Here is a 16,603-nt window from a genome sequence, read left to right as displayed (position 1 = left end):
CAAATCCACCAAAGAAGCTCAAGAAGTTTCCTCAGCGCCGCCGGTGATTGGGGATATAGGACCCACACCATCTACCGTCAATCAGAAAAATGCACAGAAGGTGAAAAATATGCTCCGGGGTGCCTTCAGCCCCCCGGAAAACAGCCAGATAATAGAATCACTTACCAGCGGGCTTGCTCGCCAGCACGTCAGAATCGACCTTGTCTCCCACCACGATTCCCAGCTTTTCGGTAATGCCCGCCTGCAATTCCAGCGTGGCACGCACGGGGCCGTGGCTGCTGATGCGGGCCAGGCTGAGCGGCACGGCATTCTCGACAATGGAAGAGATGTGGTTATCCGCCCCGATAAAGACGATATCGAGCGGGGCTTTTGTGTTCTCCATCCACATGTCGCTCTGGCGCGGGTAGGACCACACGAAGATCATGCCGGCATCCGCCGGCACCGAGGGGCGGAACATTTCACCCACCTGCTGCTCACGCGGGGTCATGGCCTTTTCCACCGTGAACACATGCTTCGTGCCATCGGCCGTGGTGATGGTGAGCGGCACGGTGGGCAGCGGAGCCTGCGCGTGGGTGGGTTCCCCCGTCTCCTCCGCCGCCATGGCGGGAACGGACACTGCGGCCATGCATGCGGCCAGGGCCAGCCACCGGCCCGCCTTGAAGGACATCATAAGCAAATACTCTCCTGCACCCTTTAATCTATCCGTCAGGCCAGAAAGGGATTGCCCTTCCGCTCCGCGCCGATTGTCGTTGCGGGACCATGACCGGGCAGGATCGTGACATCATCATCCAATGTAAGCAATTCCCGCCCGATCGCATCCATCAGCTGCGCGTGGTCGCCATAGGACAGATCGGTGCGGCCCACACCGCCCCTGAACAGGGTATCGCCCACAAAGGCGAAGCGGGCGTCGGGATCATAAAAGATGACATGCCCCGGCGTGTGGCCGGGCACATGGCGCACCTCAAAACCGTGACCCAGGGCTTCGAGCTTTTCGCCATGCCTTACAAAACGGTCCGGCTTTACATTTTCCACCCCACTCAGGCCAAACAGGGCGCCCTGCTGCGGAATGGTTTCAAGCAGGGGCGCATCAGCCCGGTCCGGCCCCAGCACCGGCACGGGCGCACCCTGCCGGGCCGAGAGTTCGCGCCGCAGGGCATCGGCACCGCCTGCGTGGTCAAGATGACCGTGGGTGAGCCAGATGGCGTCAACCGTCAGGGCTTTGTCTGTCAGGGATGCCATGATGCGGGGCACATCCCCACCGGGATCGACCACGACCGCATGATGCGTATCGGGGTTCCACAGGATGGAGCAGTTCTGCCCGAATGCGGTCACGGGCACGACTTCGAGTGACAGGGGTGTTGGCATGATGAAAAGCCCTACAAACAAAAAATGCGCCCCACGTTACCGCAGGGCGCACCGTTACTGAACCACAGGCGCGGCTCAGCGCTCCTTGGCGAGCGGCCAGCCGGTGGCCGGAATATCGAAATGCGGGGCCAGCTTGTTGTCCGGCGTGTTGGTCAGGTCATGCTCGAGCACCTTCACCACCAGCGGGCGGGCTTCCACGTCCAGATGTTCGCGGATCTGGTGCATCACCTCACCGGGGGCGGCAAGGGCGATGCCCGGCGCTTCCTTCGCACGGACGGCCTTGTTCAGGAACTCGGCAATCACCTTGCCATAGGCGCCATTACGCGGGGCGTCCATGCCCTTGGCGTCGTCGCTCTTGAGGTGGGTGATGGTGGTCAGACCGTGTTCGCCGTGCTTGAGAATGCGGGCGTGAATGCTATCGGCCACAACATACCAGACCGGATCGACATAGCTCATATAAAATACTCCGTTCATGCATCGGGCCACCCTGTGGTGGCCCGCGTGTTATCACATTACATGGGGTGTCCGGGCATGCATGTCCAGCGGGTGACAGGCGCGCATGCGTGCTGATAAAGTACATCTGCCATGACAAAGCTTTCTTCCACGCCCGATCCTCTGGATCTCCTGATCGAATGGGCCCGGGCGGGACTGCCCTGCGCCCTTGCCACCGTCACCTCGACATGGGGCAGTTCCCCCCGGCCCGCGGGCAGCATGATGGCCGTGTGCGAGAACGGGCGCATCGAAGGCTCGGTCAGCGGCGGCTGCGTGGAAGGCGCGGTGATCGGGGAAGCCGCCACCGTCATGCAGACCGGCAGGCCGGCGGCGCTGTCCTATGGCGTATCGAGCGACGACGCCTGGACGGTTGGGCTGGCCTGTGGCGGGCTGCTTGACGTGTACGTGGCGGCGATCAGCACGCCCACCCACCCGCAGGGCACGCTACCTCTGTCCATGCTGGAAACCGTGGCCGAAAAGCGCCGCGCCCGCATGCCTGTGATTATGGCCACCGAACTCGCCACCGGCACATGCCGCCTGCTGTATGATACGGCGCCCGCCACATCCGCTCCGCCCACGGACCTCGAGACCCGCCTGGCCGCCCGCGCGCGCGAGGTTTTTGAAACCGGCCGCAGCCTGAGGCTGGAAGATGAAGCCGGACAGGCGACATGGTTCCTGCATCTCGTGCCCATGCCGCCACGCCTGCTGATTGTAGGGGCGGTCCATATTGCGCAGGTGCTGGCCCCCATGGCGCAGGGCACCGGCTTTTCGGTCACGGTCATCGACCCGCGCACGCAACTGGCCACGCCGGAGCGTTTTCCCGGCATCACGCTGGATACCGACTGGCCGGATGAAGCCCTTGAGCGATTGGGCATTGATAACCAGACCGCCATTGTCACCCTGACGCATGACGCCAAGCTCGATGACCCGACGCTGCAATTCGCCCTGGGTAGCGAGGCCTTCTATATCGGTGCGCTGGGCTCGCGCAAAACACAGGCCTCCCGCGTGGGCCGCCTGCAAGAGACTGGTTTTGGCTCAGGCCAGATCGCGCGCATCCACGGTCCGGTAGGCCTTGCCATTGGCGCGGTGGGGGCAGCGGAAATCGCGCTCTCGATCCTGGCCGAGATCGTGGCCGTGCGGCACAACAAGCCACTGGGGCGGGTATCGGGCTGGGCGTGACAGCCGTCCCCGGGCGCATCGCCGCCATCGTGCTGGCGGGCGGCACCTCGAGCCGCACGGCGCCCGCGCATAAGCTGCTCGCCCCCGATGCCACCGGCCTGCCCATGATCGCCCGCACCCTGCGCGCGGTCACAGCCAGCCGGGCCGATCCTGTTTTCATTGTGCTCGGCCACCGTGCCGCCGAGATCCGGCAGGCAGCGTTACGGGGCCTGCCCCCGAACAGACGCCCCCGTTTCATCACCGCGCCCGACCATGCGCATGGCCTGTCACGCACGCTGGCGGCGGGCGTGCGGGCGGCCATGGATGACCCCACCATAACAGGCGCGCTGATCTGCCTTGGTGACATGCCACTGATAGGCCCCCTCCTGCTCGATACCATGATGGCCAGCTTCGGGGCCCATCCCGGCTGCCCCGGCGTGCTGGCCATGCATGAAGGCAGGCGTGGCAACCCGGTGTTGTGGGGCCGTGCCGTTTTTCCCGCCCTGCTGGCGGGCCGGGGCGATAGCGGCGCGCGCCACCTGCTGGCGCAGCATGCCCCCGCCATGCCCCGCGTGGCGGCAGGCGCGGAAATTGCGGCTGATTTTGATACCCCGGAGCGACTGGCTGAATTCAGTCGCCTTTTCGCGGGGAGTTGACCTCAGCCCGGCCCGGCGCAAAGAGGGAAGGCAGCGCATGCGGCGCGCCGCATGCCAACCAACCAACCAGGACCCGTAACATGAGCAAGATCATTCGCACCGAGCCCAACCCCATCCTGTCCAAGGTGGTGGAGTATCATGGCTTCCTGTTCACGCAGGGATTCGTGGCGCGCGACCTGTCCGCCGACATCACGGCCCAGACCAAGGACGTGCTGACCCAGATCGACGAGGCACTGGAACTGCATGGCACCGACAACACCCGCCTGCTGCAGGCCCAGATCTGGCTGAAGGACATCAATGACCGTGACGCGCTGAATGCCGTGTGGGGCCCCTGGCTGCCCAAGGGCGGCGCACCGGCCCGCGCCTGTGTCGAGGCCAAGATGGCGCACCCGGACGTGCTGGTCGAAATCATGATCATCGCGACCAAATAAGACTTCAGGTCAGCGGGAAGGGAGCCTGTGAAACATGTCACATTTTTGCAACTTTCCCGCTTTCCCAGAATCATTCTACTTCTGTTCTCCCCGCTGAAATCCTTGGGATAAGCGACGGAAAATCAGGGCACAAACAGTCCGAATAAAGAATATATTCCTATTTTTTCATTTTGAGCCTGTTTTTGGAGGAAATATGCCTTGTTGCTCTTCATCCTCCACAGCGCAGGCTTGTCAGACTTGCAATGGGCTTGCTACTCGATGAACGCGATGTGAGCGGATCATTTTGAGAATCACCCGGATGGGGTGGAGAGATTGCGAAAAATGCGGATCAGAAACATGAAGCGTGGCGTCCTGCTTTCCGTCCTTACGGCCACTTTCGGATTCATGTTTTCTGAACAGGGCAAGGCCCATACCGTCCGGCATGTCAGCCATGTACACCCCACCGCCGTGCACACCACCGTTTCCCACCATGCGCCTGTCCATCACGTTGCCTATCATGGCACCCGTGAGCGCGGGCATGTGATCCAGTGCGTGGCCTTTGCCAAATCGGCATCCGATGTCGAGATTCGCGGCAACGCGGTAGACTGGTGGTACAAGGCCGCTGGCCGTTACGCACGCGGCAGCGCACCGGAGGAAGGCAGCGTGCTCAACTTCCGTGGCACGCGCCGCATGCCGCTTGGCCATGTGGCCGTGGTGCGCCAGCTCGTCAACAACCGCACCATCATCATTGACCAGTCTCACTGGGGCCAGCGGGGCATCAGCCGCGATGTGCCGGTTATCGATGTCTCCCCCAACAATGACTGGTCCGCCGTGCGCGTGGCGCTTAACAGCCGCAACGGCGCTTTTGGCAGCATTTACCCCACCTATGGCTTCATCTATGCCCGGCCCGATACCACCTCGCACATGATGCTGAGCACTTACCAGAAGGCCATGCATAACCCCACCGTCATGGCACAGGCGCACACCACCGCCACCCACCGCAACAGCACGGAAGTGGCGGAAGCACCCGAGGGCATTGCAGGACGTGCATCCTCATCCCTCGCCTATTCGGATGATGCGCCCAATCGCTCCCTGCGCTAGAACAGCACAGGCCGCATCAGGTCTTTCTCCAGAAAGCTTTACGGAACACCGCCTTTAAACAGGGCGGGGTGTTTTCAGTCCGGGCGGCCGGCCCGGTGATAGGGATGCCCGGCTGAAATGGCGCGGGCGCGATAAAGCTGCTCCGCCAGCATGCCGCGCACCAGCATGTGTGGCCACGTCATCTTGCCCAGCGAGAGCGTATGGTCGGCACGCTGCACAACCGGGCCATCAAGCCCTTCCGCCCCACCAATAACAAAACACAGCGGTCTTGGCGTCTCGATCCACTGCTCGACCGCGCGGGCGAAGGCGATGCTGTCGTAAGTGCGGCCGCCTTCATCCATAGCCACGACAATAGCGCGATCCGGCAATGCTGCCAGAATCGCCTGCCCTTCCCTGCGCTTGATCTCGTTGGGCGCACCGCGCCCTTCAGGTAGTTCAACCAGCTTGATGCGGGGCGAAAGCCGGGTGGCGTAACGCTCGAACAGGTCGCGCTCCACCCGGTCCTTCATGCGGCCCACGGCAATCAGGTGAAACAAGGCTTACGCCACCGGGCCTGCGGGCGCCTCCGGCGGCACGTCGAGGTCATCACCCCACATGCGCTCCAGCCCATAAAGCGCGCGGGCTTCGGCCTTGAACAGATGCACCACGATATCGCCCGCATCCAGCAGCACCCAGTCGGAGCCGGTCGCCCCTTCCGTGCGCACGCGCTTGAGCCCGGCTTCGCCCAGCTTGCGCTCGATATGCGCGGCCATGGCGGCAATCTGCCGGTCGGCAAGGCCGGTGGCGATCACCATGCGGTCAGCAAAGGAGGCGCGGCCCGTCAGGTCGATCACAACGATATCCTCAGCCTTGTCATCTTCCAGGCTGGTGGTGATGATCTCCAGAAACTGTTCCACGCGCGGGTCAGGCTCGCGCGCTTCAGCGCGGGCGGGGCCTGCCACGGCAGCCTTCTTGCGTGGCGTGCCCGGCACCTGCACGGCACTGCCCAGTGAACCCGTGACGGCACGCGGCGCGGCATGGGGGCTGCCGGTACGGCGCTTGGCGCCACTCTCGGCTATAGGCTTTCTGGTTATGGCTGTTACTCCCGTCGGTGGCCATGGGCGGCCTGCGATGCACGTATTTCTGTAGCTGATATAGCGTTCTGCGGCGCGGGAAGAAAGACCCATGCGGGCGGCATGCATGTTGCCAGTGTTCCCGCCCTGCGCGCGGGCAGCCGCCAGCGCGCAAGCCTGCGGGCAATCTGGCCGTGCAATGCGGCAGGATTATAGCCAGGACGCGGCAATACGGCGAAGGGGGTCATATGCACGATATCGCGCCACCGCCGCCACCGGTTCATCTGCGCCAGCCCATCGGCCCCCATCAGCCAGACAAAACGCACATGCGGAAAAAGCCGCTTCAGTCGCGCCAGCGTATCAACCGTATAGCGGGTGCCGATACGGCTTTCGATATCGGTGGCCACCAGCCGCCTGCCCGCAACACCATTAATGCGTGCCCGCACGCCTGCCAGCCGCTGCGCCAGCGGGGCCATGCCCGCCACCGGCTTGAGCGGATTGCCTGGCGAGACAAGGAACCACACCTGATCCAGCCCCAGTTGCCGCAACGCCCGGCAGGCAAGCTGCACATGCCCTTCATGCACCGGGTTGAACGAGCCACCGAGCAGGCCCACGCGCATGCGCCGTCCATCCCCATGGGCCGGGATTACAGGCGCCATGCCACCGCGCACGGCCAGATCAGGGCCGGACCTGCCCCGTGCCGATCACTTCGTAACGGAAAGTGGTGAGCTGCTCGAGTCCGACCGGGCCACGGGCATGGAACCGCCCTGTGGCAATGCCAATCTCGGCGCCAAAGCCGAACTCGCCGCCATCACAGAACTGGGTGGAGGCATTCCACATCACCACCGCGCTATCCGTGCCGTTGAGGAAAGTGGCAGCCGCCTGGGCATCTTCCGTCACGATGGCTTCGGTATGGGCGCTGCCATAGCGGGCGATATGGGCCAGCGCATCCTCCACGCCATCCACCACGCCAACCGAGAGCACGGCATCAAGCCATTCGGTGGCGAAATCCGCATCGGTGGCGGCAGGCAGGTCGGGAATGGTCTCACGCGCGCGCTCATCGGCGCGGAAGGTGCAGCCACGGGTGGCCAGATCCTCGATCAGGCCGGGCAGGATCTTGGGCGCGATGGCCTGATCCACCAGCAGCGTCTCGGTCGCGCCACAGATGCCGGGGCGGCGCAGCTTGGCGTTGAGCACGATGCGCCGCGCCATTTCCAGATCTGCTGCCGCATGCACGTAGGTGTGGCAAAGCCCTTCGGCATGGGCCAGCACCGGCACGCGGGCCTCGGCACAGACTCGCTCGACAAGCGACTTGCCGCCACGAGGAATGATGAGGTCGATCAGCCCGGCGGCACCCAGCATGGAGGCCACATGGGCGCGATCGGCATCGGGCGGGATCTGCACGCATTCAACCGGCAGCCCCACCGCCTTCAGCCCCGCCTGCATGGCCGCATGAATCACGCGCGCACTGTTCAGGCTGTCCGACCCGCCGCGCAGGATCACGGCATTGCCGGACTTGATGCACAGGGCAGCGGCATCCGCGCCCACATTGGGGCGACTTTCATAAATCATGCCAATGACGCCCACAGGCGTTGCCACCCGGCGGATGCGCAGGCCGTTGGGCCGGTCCCACTCCGCCATGACATGGCCTACGGGGTCAGGCAGGGCGGCGATCTGTTCCAGCCCCTGCGCCATGGCCTCGACCCGCTCGGGGTTGAGGGTCAGCCGGTCGCGGAAGGCAGCCGCCCCACTAAAGGCCGCCACGTCACGCGCATTGGCCGCAAGCAGCTCCGGCTGGGCCGCGCGCAGGGCGGCGGCGGCGGCGGTCAGGGCCGTGTTGCGGGTTTCGGTCGTGCTGCGGGCCAGCACGCGGGCCGCCACGCGGGAGGCGAGCGCCATGACGCGGATCACGTCCGGCTGCGGTGCGTCGGCCCGCGCGGGGGGTGCAACAGCCTGGTCCATGATCCGTATCTCCCTGATCTATCCGTGAACGGGCACCGTGCCCGTATCAGACGTTGAAGCGGAACAGCAGGACATCACCATCCTGCACCACATAATCCCGCCCTTCGATGCGCAGCTTGCCCGCCTCACGGGCACCCGCCTCACCATTGCAGGCGATGTAGTCATCATATGCAATGGTCTCGCACGCAATGAAGCCCCGCTCGAAATCATTATGGATGACAGCGGCCGCCTGCGGGGCCCTGGTGCCTTCGGTAATGGTCCAGGCACGGGTTTCCTTCGGCCCTACGGTAAAGTAGGTGCTCAGGCCCAGAAGGCGGTAGCCTGCGGCAATCACGCGGTCGAGCCCGCTATCCTTCAGGCCCAGCCCGTCAAGGAACTCGACCCGGTCTTCCGCGCCAAGCTGGCTGACTTCAGCCTCGATCGCAGCGGAGACAACAACCATCGCCGCCCCCTCCTCTTCCGCCCGCGCCCGCACGCGCTCTGAAAATTCGTTGCCGGTGGCAGCCGAGGCTTCATCCACGTTGCATACATACAGCACGGGCTTCGATGTCATGAGCTGCAGGCGGCGCACGGCCTCCTCCTGCCCCGCCGGAATGGCCTTGCGCGCGGGCAGGCCCTCACGCAGGGCCGCAATCAGCGGCTCCATCAGCTCAACCTGGGCTGCTGCCTCGCGGTCGTTGCCGCGCGCCTTTTTCTGCAGCGCCACGATCCGCTTCTCCAGCGATTCGAGGTCGGCCAGCATCAGTTCGGTCTCGATGATCTCCGCATCGCGGATGGGGTCGACGCCGCCTTCCACATGGGTGATGTCATCATCTTCAAAGCAGCGCAGCACGTGGATGATGGCATCCACCTCGCGGATATTGGCCAGGAACTGGTTGCCCAGCCCCTCCCCGCGCGAGGCGCCGCGCACCAGGCCCGCGATGTCCACGAACTCAAGGCTGGTGGGCAGGATCTTCTGCGATTTGCCAATCCGCGCCAGTTCCGCCAGCCGCGCATCCGGCACGGCCACGCGCCCGACATTGGGCTCGATGGTGCAGAACGGATAGTTCGCGGCCTGCGCCGACGCGGTCTCGGTCAGGGCGTTGAACAGCGTCGATTTGCCCACGTTGGGCAGGCCCACGATGCCACAGTTAAAGCCCATACGCCCTTACTCCCCGGCCTGCGCGGCCATTCTTGTCATGAACAGTTCCGGCTTTCCATCCGCCAGCAGCGTGGCTTCATCAGCCAGCGCATCAAGCATCGGGTCCAGCCACTCGCGGTCCGTGCGGGAAAAATCGCCCAGCACATGGCCCGTCACACGCTCGCGGCTGCCGGGATGCCCGATGCCAAGCCGCACGCGCCAGTATTCTTTCGTGCCCAGCATGCGGTCCATCGACCGCAGGCCGTTATGCCCCGCCGCCCCGCCGCCACGCTTCACGCGGATGCGGCCGGGTTCGAGGTCAAGTTCGTCATGGAAGGCCGTAATGGCCTCGGCGGGCAGCTTGTAGAAGGAAGCCGCCTGCTGAACGCTCTCTCCCGAGAGGTTCATGTAGGTCATGGGCTTGAGCAGCAGCACCTTGTGCCGCCCCACCATGCCTTCGGCAATCTCGCCACGGAAGCGCTTGCGCCACGGGCCAAACCCGTGGCGCTGCGCAATCCGGTCCACCGCCATGAAGCCGACGTTATGACGATTCCGGCTCATCCCCGTCTCGGGATTACCAAGACCGGTCCAGAGCAGCATCGTTCAGTCTCCTGTCAGGGTTCGTGGCGGTGGGTGGGCAATCAGCCCTCGGCTGCGGCTTCGTCGCCTTCAGCGGCTTCGGGCTCTTCATCAACGCTCGGCGGCGCCACGTTGGCGATGACGAAGTTGTTGTCCTGCAGCACGGGGGTCACTTTTTCCGTGCCCTTGAGGTCTTCCCAGCGCACGTTGTCGTGGAAGTCGAGCTGGGACAGGTCGGCGGTGAAGAATTCCGGAATATCGGCCGGATCAACCACGACATCGACCGTGTGGCGGACAATGTTCATCACGCCACCGCGCTTGACACCCGGCGAAACCTCTTCACCCGTGAAGCGGATTTCCACTTCCACGTGCACCTTGTGGCCAGCGGCGAGGCGCTGATAATCCACATGGATCGGGGCATCGGTTACGGGGTGCAGCTGGATCTCGCGCAGCAGGGCGTGCACGGAAGCACCACCTTCAACGGAGATGTCATAGATGCGCGAACGCCAGCCGGACTTGTGCAGCTCACGGTGCACGATGCGGGGGTCAAGCGCGATCAGGGTGGGTTCCTGGCCGCCGCCATAGATTACGCCGGGCACGTGGCCGGCACGCCTCGTTGCACGCGCTGCCCCCTTACCAGCCTTCGCGCGCGAAGAGACTTCGATTTTGGTGAATTTGGTCACTTGTCTGCTCCTGAAACACAAGCGCGCGGGCCTCCAGGGGTGCCAGCGCGTGCGCGGCGTTTAACGGAAAACCGCGCCTTATGCAATCACCAAGCCCGGACAGCCCCGGTTTTTCAGGAAAGTGCGGTGAGACTCCATACCCCGCTCGCCCCCGGCTCGGCCCACATGGGGGTGGCGTTGGGCAGGCGCACGTTGGGCTTGAGGTGCATGGCCGCACGCAGGGCGCGGAACATCGCGCCATGGCACACGATCAGCGGCACGCCATCATGTTCAAGCGCGCGATTGACCGCCGAGACCGCACGCTCGCGCAGGTCGGCGAAGCTTTCGCCATCAGGGGGCGTATACTCGCCAGCAATCCAGCTGTCGTACCACGAACCCATCGGCTTGCCTTCTTCCGCCCCGAAGCAGACTTCCTTCAGCCCGTCGTCAAGGGCGACCTCAAGGCGGGGCGCGCCGTGTGCTGCAAGCTGGTCGGCCACGATCTCGGCCGTGCGCCGCGCCCGCACCAGCGGGGATGCGACAATGCGCACGATCGGCGCATGATCGCGCCAGTGCCGCGCCAGCAGCAGGCCCGCGGCCTCGGCCTGGGCAATACCCGTGGCGTTGAGCGGAATATCGGTGCGCCCCTGCGAGCGCCCCTGCGCATTCCAGTCCGTTTCCCCATGGCGCAGGTACCAGTATGGCCGGGTCATCAGATCAGTCATGCGTCGTTCCTTCACTCTGCTACGCCCTTGGGGGTAGCGCCGTGCGGGCGAGGCGGTCAATCCCGTCCTGCCTCAAAGCGTTCAGTCGAACAGCGAGGAGACGGAGCTTTCATCCGAGATGGCCTGCATGGCGCGTGAAATCAGGGCCGCCGTGCTGATCTGGCGGATATTGGCTGCATCCTTCACCGCCTCGGTCGCCTTGATGCTGTCGGTCAGGGTCAGCATGCCCAGCGGGGACTGGCCCACGCGGCTCACCGCGCTGCCGGTCAGCACGCCGTGGGTCACGTAAGCCTCGACCGCCGCCGCGCCGTGCTTCATCAGCGCTTCGGCCGCGTTGCACAGCGAGCCGCCGCTATCGACAATATCATCGACGAGGATGCAGTAGCGCCCCCGCACGTCGCCAATCACGTTCATCACCTCCGACACGCCGGCGCGTTCGCGGCGCTTGTCGATGATGGCGAGGTCCACGTTCAGCCGCTGCGCAAGCTGGCGGGCGCGCACCACGCCACCCACATCGGGCGAGACGATCATGAGGTTGTGCGGCCCGCCGGGAATGTCCATCGGCGGCGCGTCATAGGGCAGCGGGGGCTCGCCCTCGATCTTCATGCGGCCGCGGATATCACGCGTGAAGAGCGGCGCTGCGTAAAGGTTGTCGACCGGGATGTCGAAGAAGCCCTGGATCTGCATGGCGTGCAGGTCCATGGTCAGCACGCGGTTCGCACCGGCCTCGACCAGGATGTTGGCCACGAGCTTGGCGCTGATTGGCGTGCGGGGGCCGGATTTGCGGTCCTGCCGGGCATAACCGAAATACGGCATGACCGCCGTGATGCGCCGCGCCGAACCCCGGCGCAGGGCATCGAGCATAATCAGCAGTTCCATAAGGTTGTCATTGGTGGGCGAGCAGGTGCTCTGGATGACGAACACATCCTCGCCACGCACGTTCTCATGGATCTCGACAAAAATTTCCATGTCGGCAAAACGCCGCACGGTCGCGTTGCAGAGCGGTAGGCCCAGTTCCGCCGCAACTTTCTCGGCTAGAGGCAGGTTGCTGTTACAGGCGACAATCTTCATCGTGTGACGCTCCCGGGCGGCGGTAGAGGCGCTGGAGGGCGGTTTTTCCCACCCCCGTTGTGTATGTGCGGCGTTCTATCAACCGGCACATGGCCTGTCACCTGCCTAAGGGTGTGCAAACCTGCACGTCTGCCCCCCGTTGCCGATCCGTCACACCCTTGTCGCCTGCGCCCATCATGCCCTGCCAGTCAGCAAGATGGCTTTTGGCGCCGTATTTTTCTACAGGCTCTGCCACAACGCCGCCTTATTTCAAAAACACTGCGCCCAGAAATTTTTATGCTTTTTTATCAACGCATTATTTTTAAAAAATGCATTTAAACAATCAAACGGCCTGCATGCCCCTGCCCGGCCGCCCGGTTTCAGGGCTGCGCGGGGGCGGCAGGGGCGGTGCTGGCTGCCGGGGCTGGAGTGGGCGCGCTCCCCGGCGTAGGCAGGGTGCCATCGGCGGCAAGCGGCGCATTTTCGCGGCCGGAATAACGGGTGATGATCTGCCGCACGGCACCGGCCGCCTCATCAGCGGCGGCCACGGCCACGTCACCCCAGCGGGAATCCAGCGAATGGGCCGCGATGTCGTGAATCTGGGTGGCGGCGCCGGCTTCGGTCCCCTGCGCGTCGAGTACCTTCCAGGTCAGCACGATATGCTGCTGGGGCGTGGTCGAGGTAGTGGTCACCGCATCATTGAGCACCACGGTGCAGCGCACCGTGTAATCCGCGCCCGTGGCCGCGTGGCGCAGGTCTTCATGCGCATCGGGGAAGGCCGCGGTAAAGGCGCGGGCCAGCGCGTGGTCGCCATCGCCCGGCGCGCCCTGCACGCCCGCGAAATAGACATGGGCGGGGCGGTTCTTGAGGCTGTTGGGGTCTTTTTGCATCTGGGCAGCCTGGATACCGGTCAGCAGTTCGGCAACGCCGGGAGCCACGTCCTGCGCCGAGCGGGTCTCGGCCTGCCCGTCAGCCGCCTGCCACTGCGCCGCAGGCACTGCGGCACCGCTCATATGGCCACGCTCCTCGCCCTTGGGGGTCATGACGGCATAGGTGGGAATGACCGTGTCATCCTGCGCCGTGGTGGTCATTTTCAGCCACCAGTCACCGGGTTTGACCGGCTGGCCCATGGCGGGCACCGACTGCGCCAGCATGGCCTCGACCATGGCATGCTGCCAGGCCTGCGCGCCTGCCTCATCCGTGCCGGATGCGGTGGAAACCGGCACGGCCAGCCGCGCGGTAGGGGGCTGCATGCCGGAACCATCATGGCGGAAGGGATGCGGCACATCCACGCAGCCCCCCAGCAGGGAAAGCCCCACCAGGGCCGCGAGCGCGCCCGACCGGCGGGCAGAAACGTCTGACATCATGGCGCTCCTTATACCGCCCGGCAGGCGATAACGGAAATCTGGTGCCCGATCGGGCCGCCGCCTGCCAGCGTGCGGCGACGATGACTGAAAAACCGCGTTTCATCACGCAGGGTATCGAGGCCCAGAGCCACGGCGGAGCCCACCCCGCACCGCTCGAGGCGCATGACACAGTAACCCGGCAGGTCGAACATGAAGTGCCCCGCCCGCGCGGCCGGGCTGAAAAACGCGTGGGCCGTCGCATCACACGCCAGCACGGCACTGCGCATGTCCGGCCCGACCTCGTAGCTGGCGGGCGCGATACAGGGGCCAACGACCGCAGTGATCTTGCCGGGCGCGCTGCCCAGCGCGCCCATTGCCGCCACCGTGGCCTCGATAATGCCGCCACACGCGCCCCGCCAGCCAGCATGGGCCGCGCCCACCACCGTGCCCTGCGCATTGCTGAACAGAATCGGCGCGCAATCCGCCGTAATCACGCCCAGCGCCAGGCCGGGCGTGGCCGTGACCAGGGCGTCCCCCTCCGGCCCGGCACCCGGAGGCCAGGGAGCAGTTGCCGTCTGCACGCGGTCGCCATGCACCTGGGTCAGGCCCAGCAGATGGTCAGGCGCAACACCCACATACTGCGCCACGCGGCGGCGGTTTTCACGCAGCGCGCCGGGATCATCCCCCGAGCGTGTCGAGACATTGAGCGAGGCATACGGCCCGGTGGAGACCCCGCCCAGACGTGTGAAGAACCCATGCACCACCCTGCCGAGAGCGGGGGCCCGCACCACCTGCGCATCCGTGATCGCGCTATCCGTCATCACTGTTTTCCCCTCTGCCCGTAGCAGGACAATTTATAGAAGTTTCCGGGTGTCGCCTTTTTTGAAAAAAGCTTCACCAAAAACGTCCTTATGCTGACTGTGGGGGATTGCCTTCGCGCATCCCCGCAAAACCCGGCAGCAGGCCCGCCACACCTGCCGACAGCCCCAGCACGCGAAACAGCCGCCCCATCTGCCCGGGCGCCACCAGCCGCCGGGCTGCCGCTCTTATATCCCGCGCCTGACCGGGAGCCGCCCGCGCAAGCTGCTCGCAGCGCGCGCCCAGCCCGAGGGCTGCAAGAAAATCCCCCTGCTTCACGCTGCCCCATACATCAACGCCACCCGCCGCCTGCGCCATGCTGGCAAAATCAACATGGGCGGTCAGGTCCGCCGTGCCGGGATTGCAGAGCGGATCGGCGGGTCGGCCCTCACGAAGCGCCTGCAGGCTGTCGCCCCAGGCCGGGGCATCATAACCGTAATCAATCAGCAGCGCCGCCCCGCGCGCGCGTTGCAGGCGGCCAGCCAGCGCATGGACAAAATCCAGCGCGGGCTGGCAGGTTTCAAGCACACTGCCCTCCGGCACAGGCCGCGCCAATGCCGGGTGGCCGGAAGGCAACGCAGCCGCCTGCTCCACAAACCGCCCCGCCTGCACAAAGCGCTCCGCCCAGCCCTGCCCCCGGCGGACAAACTGGCGGATGGGCAGCGCATCGACAAACTCGTTGGCCAGCAGGACCACCGGCGGCCCCTCCGGCAGGCTGGCAAGACCCGCATGCCAGCCTGCCGGGTTTGGCGTGGCATCCTTCAGGGCCGCGTTCTGGCAGGCGCGCAGGCGCGGCGAGGTCTCGATCAGGTGCACCCGCGCCGCCGCATGGCAGGCCGGGGCCACGCGGCGCAGCAGGCGCAGGGCGTCGGCCATGAGCGTGCCCCGCCCCGGCCCCGCCTCGGCCAGCACGAAAGGATCGGGGCGACCAAGCTGCCCCCACACCACGGCCACCCACGCGCCCAGCAGTTCACCGAACATCTGCGAGATTTCGGGCGCGGTAATGAAATCGGCAAACGGGTCGCGGCCCGCGTAATAGGTCGCGTTGGCCCGCACCATGAAGTGATCCAGCCGTTCGGGCTGCCCGGTCATTTTGCAGCCCCGCCATCCCCGGCGGTCTCGCCCGCCGGTTCCGCCATCACCACGCTGCGCGCGGGGCGCATATACGCATTGAGCATCAGCCCCAGCCCGCCAATGGCCATGGGCACGCACAGTACCTGCCCCATGGTCACGCCAAAAGGCAGGAAACCGATGAACGCATCGGGCTCGCGGAAGCATTCGCACACCGTGCGCGCCACCGCGTAGCCAAACAGGAACAGCCCCGCGATGAAGCCGGGGTGCTGGCGCACCTTCAGGCTGCGCGAGACACACCACAACAGGGTGAACAGCAAAAGCCCTTCGGCAAAGGCTTCATAAAGTTCGGATGGATGGCGCGGCTCCGGCCCGGCATCGGGAAAGATCATGGCCCAGGGCAGCGAGGGCGAGGCAGGCCTGCCCCACAGTTCGCCATTGATGAAGTTGGCGATGCGCCCCAGCCCCAGCCCGATGGGCACCACCGTGGTAATGCGGTCGGAAAAGGCAAGGAAGCTCAGCCCGTTGAGCCGCGTGAACGCGATCAGCGCAATGATTACCCCCGCCGCCCCGCCATGGAACGACATACCCCCATGCCACACCTGCAGGATGGCCAGCGGGTGCGAAAGGTAATAGCCGGGCTGATAGAACAGGATGTAGCCAAGCCGGCCGCCCAGCACCACGCCCAGCGTGGCCCATGTCAGGAAGTCATCGACCTGCAGCGCCGTGGCGGCCCGGGGGGGCAGGGCCGCGAGGCGGCGGGCAATGCGCCACCCCGCCACCAGCGCCACGATATAGGCCATGGCGTACCAGCGTATGGCGAACGGCCCGAAATGGACCATTACCGGATCAAACTGCGGAAAGACCAGAACAGGCAGCATGGGCCGACTTTCAGTAACGTGCTTGAAAACAACTCATTGATGAAAAAACAGACGTCTGAGGATGCCACCTTTTTTCAAAAAAAGCGGCGTGCTCCCGAGCTTTCTGAAAAAGCTT

Annotated in this window: 20 protein-coding genes; 4 read left to right on the top strand and 16 right to left on the bottom strand. The window is 65.0% G+C overall.

Annotated features, from left to right (window positions below; genetic code table 11):
• Positions 1–157: 157 nt before the first annotated feature.
• The 3 genes from CDI09_RS11265 to CDI09_RS11255 form a co-directional block, all read right to left on the bottom strand.
• Positions 158–670 (bottom strand): DUF192 domain-containing protein, encoded by a 513-nt coding sequence (locus CDI09_RS11265; RefSeq protein WP_078526240.1) that lies wholly within the window; start codon positions 668–670, stop codon positions 158–160.
• A gap of 35 nt (positions 671–705) precedes the next feature.
• Entirely contained in the window at positions 706–1,365 is a 660-nt protein-coding gene (locus CDI09_RS11260; RefSeq protein ID WP_078528001.1) for an MBL fold metallo-hydrolase, read from the bottom strand.
• A gap of 75 nt (positions 1,366–1,440) precedes the next feature.
• On the bottom strand, positions 1,441–1,821 hold the full coding sequence (locus CDI09_RS11255; protein ID WP_078526239.1) for a host attachment protein: 381 nt from the start codon (positions 1,819–1,821) through the stop codon (positions 1,441–1,443).
• Between the two features lie 129 nt (positions 1,822–1,950).
• On the opposite strand from CDI09_RS11255, the gene CDI09_RS11250 reads away from it, so the two are divergent.
• The 4 genes from CDI09_RS11250 (at position 1,951) to CDI09_RS11235 (ending at position 5,182) form a co-directional block, all read left to right on the top strand.
• Entirely contained in the window at positions 1,951–3,036 is a 1,086-nt protein-coding gene (locus CDI09_RS11250) for an XdhC family protein (RefSeq protein ID WP_078526237.1), read from the top strand.
• Positions 3,033–3,671 carry a nucleotidyltransferase family protein gene (locus CDI09_RS11245; RefSeq protein ID WP_078526235.1) on the top strand — a complete coding sequence of 213 codons (639 nt, stop codon included), beginning with the start codon at positions 3,033–3,035 and terminating at the stop codon, positions 3,669–3,671. The genes CDI09_RS11250 and CDI09_RS11245 overlap by 4 nt, the downstream gene beginning before the upstream one ends.
• An 80-nt stretch (positions 3,672–3,751) precedes the next feature.
• Positions 3,752–4,102, top strand: a complete 351-nt coding sequence (locus tag CDI09_RS11240) for a RidA family protein (RefSeq protein WP_078526233.1) — start codon at positions 3,752–3,754, stop codon at positions 4,100–4,102.
• A 321-nt stretch (positions 4,103–4,423) separates the two neighbouring features.
• Positions 4,424–5,182 carry a CHAP domain-containing protein gene (locus CDI09_RS11235; protein ID WP_249034020.1) on the top strand — a complete coding sequence of 253 codons (759 nt, stop codon included), beginning with the start codon at positions 4,424–4,426 and terminating at the stop codon, positions 5,180–5,182.
• 74 nt (positions 5,183–5,256) lie between these two features.
• Here CDI09_RS11235 and CDI09_RS11230 read toward each other — a convergent pair whose 3' ends face one another.
• From CDI09_RS11230 to lgt, 13 genes are all read right to left on the bottom strand, one after another.
• The gene (locus tag CDI09_RS11230) at positions 5,257–5,718 is read right to left on the bottom strand and encodes a 23S rRNA (pseudouridine(1915)-N(3))-methyltransferase RlmH (protein WP_078526229.1); all 462 of its coding nucleotides are present in this window, start codon (positions 5,716–5,718) and stop codon (positions 5,257–5,259) included.
• Between the two features lie 3 nt (positions 5,719–5,721).
• Positions 5,722–6,171 (bottom strand): ribosome silencing factor, encoded by a 450-nt coding sequence (gene rsfS / locus CDI09_RS11225; RefSeq protein ID WP_078527999.1) that lies wholly within the window; start codon positions 6,169–6,171, stop codon positions 5,722–5,724.
• A gap of 89 nt (positions 6,172–6,260) precedes the next feature.
• Positions 6,261–6,893: a nicotinate-nucleotide adenylyltransferase gene (locus CDI09_RS11220; protein WP_078526227.1), complete on the bottom strand. Its 633-nt coding sequence runs from the start codon at positions 6,891–6,893 to the stop codon at positions 6,261–6,263.
• A 19-nt stretch (positions 6,894–6,912) separates the two neighbouring features.
• On the bottom strand, positions 6,913–8,196 hold the full coding sequence (locus CDI09_RS11215; protein ID WP_078526225.1) for a glutamate-5-semialdehyde dehydrogenase: 1,284 nt from the start codon (positions 8,194–8,196) through the stop codon (positions 6,913–6,915).
• 46 nt (positions 8,197–8,242) lie between these two features.
• On the bottom strand, positions 8,243–9,337 hold the full coding sequence (gene ychF, locus CDI09_RS11210; RefSeq protein ID WP_078526223.1) for a redox-regulated ATPase YchF: 1,095 nt from the start codon (positions 9,335–9,337) through the stop codon (positions 8,243–8,245).
• 6 nt (positions 9,338–9,343) lie between these two features.
• Positions 9,344–9,916 carry an aminoacyl-tRNA hydrolase gene (gene pth / locus CDI09_RS11205; protein WP_078526221.1) on the bottom strand — a complete coding sequence of 191 codons (573 nt, stop codon included), beginning with the start codon at positions 9,914–9,916 and terminating at the stop codon, positions 9,344–9,346.
• A gap of 41 nt (positions 9,917–9,957) precedes the next feature.
• Entirely contained in the window at positions 9,958–10,578 is a 621-nt protein-coding gene (locus CDI09_RS11200; RefSeq protein ID WP_078526219.1) for a 50S ribosomal protein L25/general stress protein Ctc, read from the bottom strand.
• A 113-nt stretch (positions 10,579–10,691) separates the two neighbouring features.
• Entirely contained in the window at positions 10,692–11,282 is a 591-nt protein-coding gene (locus tag CDI09_RS11195) for a histidine phosphatase family protein (protein ID WP_078526217.1), read from the bottom strand.
• An 81-nt stretch (positions 11,283–11,363) separates the two neighbouring features.
• Entirely contained in the window at positions 11,364–12,353 is a 990-nt protein-coding gene (locus CDI09_RS11190) for a ribose-phosphate pyrophosphokinase (protein WP_078526216.1), read from the bottom strand.
• 359 nt (positions 12,354–12,712) lie between these two features.
• Positions 12,713–13,699, bottom strand: coding sequence for a hypothetical protein (locus CDI09_RS11185; RefSeq protein ID WP_078526214.1), 987 nt, complete (start codon positions 13,697–13,699; stop codon positions 12,713–12,715).
• Between the two features lie 8 nt (positions 13,700–13,707).
• A complete protein-coding gene (gene pgeF, locus CDI09_RS11180) occupies positions 13,708–14,499 on the bottom strand; it encodes a peptidoglycan editing factor PgeF (RefSeq protein WP_110571329.1) in 792 nt (263 codons plus the stop codon).
• A gap of 88 nt (positions 14,500–14,587) precedes the next feature.
• A complete protein-coding gene (locus CDI09_RS11175; RefSeq protein ID WP_078526210.1) occupies positions 14,588–15,628 on the bottom strand; it encodes a class I SAM-dependent methyltransferase in 1,041 nt (346 codons plus the stop codon).
• Positions 15,625–16,488, bottom strand: a complete 864-nt coding sequence (gene lgt / locus CDI09_RS11170; protein WP_078526208.1) for a prolipoprotein diacylglyceryl transferase — start codon at positions 16,486–16,488, stop codon at positions 15,625–15,627. The genes CDI09_RS11175 and lgt overlap by 4 nt, the downstream gene beginning before the upstream one ends.
• Between the last annotated feature and the right edge of the window lie 115 nt (positions 16,489–16,603).

Origin of the sequence: Komagataeibacter nataicola, from assembly GCF_003207795.1 — a bacterium.
In the GTDB taxonomy this organism is placed as follows: Bacteria; Pseudomonadota; Alphaproteobacteria; order Acetobacterales; family Acetobacteraceae; genus Komagataeibacter; species Komagataeibacter nataicola.
This window is presented reverse-complemented; position numbering and strand designations above follow the sequence as displayed.

Bases quoted from the DNA above. Each gene is read 5' to 3' on its own strand.
- pth (WP_078526221.1), bottom strand. From the start codon at position 9,916: ATGCTGCTCTGGACCGGTCTTGGTAATCCCGAGACGGGGATGAGCCGG.
- CDI09_RS11175 (WP_078526210.1), bottom strand. From the start codon at position 15,628: ATGACCGGGCAGCCCGAACGGCTGGATCACTTCATGGTGCGGGCCAAC.
- CDI09_RS11260 (WP_078528001.1), bottom strand. From the start codon at position 1,365: ATGCCAACACCCCTGTCACTCGAAGTCGTGCCCGTGACCGCATTCGGG.
- lgt (WP_078526208.1), bottom strand. From the start codon at position 16,488: ATGCTGCCTGTTCTGGTCTTTCCGCAGTTTGATCCGGTAATGGTCCAT.
- CDI09_RS11265 (WP_078526240.1), bottom strand. From the start codon at position 670: ATGATGTCCTTCAAGGCGGGCCGGTGGCTGGCCCTGGCCGCATGCATG.
- CDI09_RS11235 (WP_249034020.1), top strand. From the start codon at position 4,424: ATGCGGATCAGAAACATGAAGCGTGGCGTCCTGCTTTCCGTCCTTACG.
- CDI09_RS11255 (WP_078526239.1), bottom strand. From the start codon at position 1,821: ATGAGCTATGTCGATCCGGTCTGGTATGTTGTGGCCGATAGCATTCAC.
- CDI09_RS11185 (WP_078526214.1), bottom strand. From the start codon at position 13,699: ATGATGTCAGACGTTTCTGCCCGCCGGTCGGGCGCGCTCGCGGCCCTG.
- CDI09_RS11195 (WP_078526217.1), bottom strand. From the start codon at position 11,282: ATGACTGATCTGATGACCCGGCCATACTGGTACCTGCGCCATGGGGAA.
- pgeF (WP_110571329.1), bottom strand. From the start codon at position 14,499: ATGACGGATAGCGCGATCACGGATGCGCAGGTGGTGCGGGCCCCCGCT.
- CDI09_RS11190 (WP_078526216.1), bottom strand. From the start codon at position 12,353: ATGAAGATTGTCGCCTGTAACAGCAACCTGCCTCTAGCCGAGAAAGTT.
- ychF (WP_078526223.1), bottom strand. From the start codon at position 9,337: ATGGGCTTTAACTGTGGCATCGTGGGCCTGCCCAACGTGGGCAAATCG.
- CDI09_RS11220 (WP_078526227.1), bottom strand. From the start codon at position 6,893: ATGGCGCCTGTAATCCCGGCCCATGGGGATGGACGGCGCATGCGCGTG.
- CDI09_RS11215 (WP_078526225.1), bottom strand. From the start codon at position 8,196: ATGGACCAGGCTGTTGCACCCCCCGCGCGGGCCGACGCACCGCAGCCG.
- CDI09_RS11240 (WP_078526233.1), top strand. From the start codon at position 3,752: ATGAGCAAGATCATTCGCACCGAGCCCAACCCCATCCTGTCCAAGGTG.
- CDI09_RS11250 (WP_078526237.1), top strand. From the start codon at position 1,951: ATGACAAAGCTTTCTTCCACGCCCGATCCTCTGGATCTCCTGATCGAA.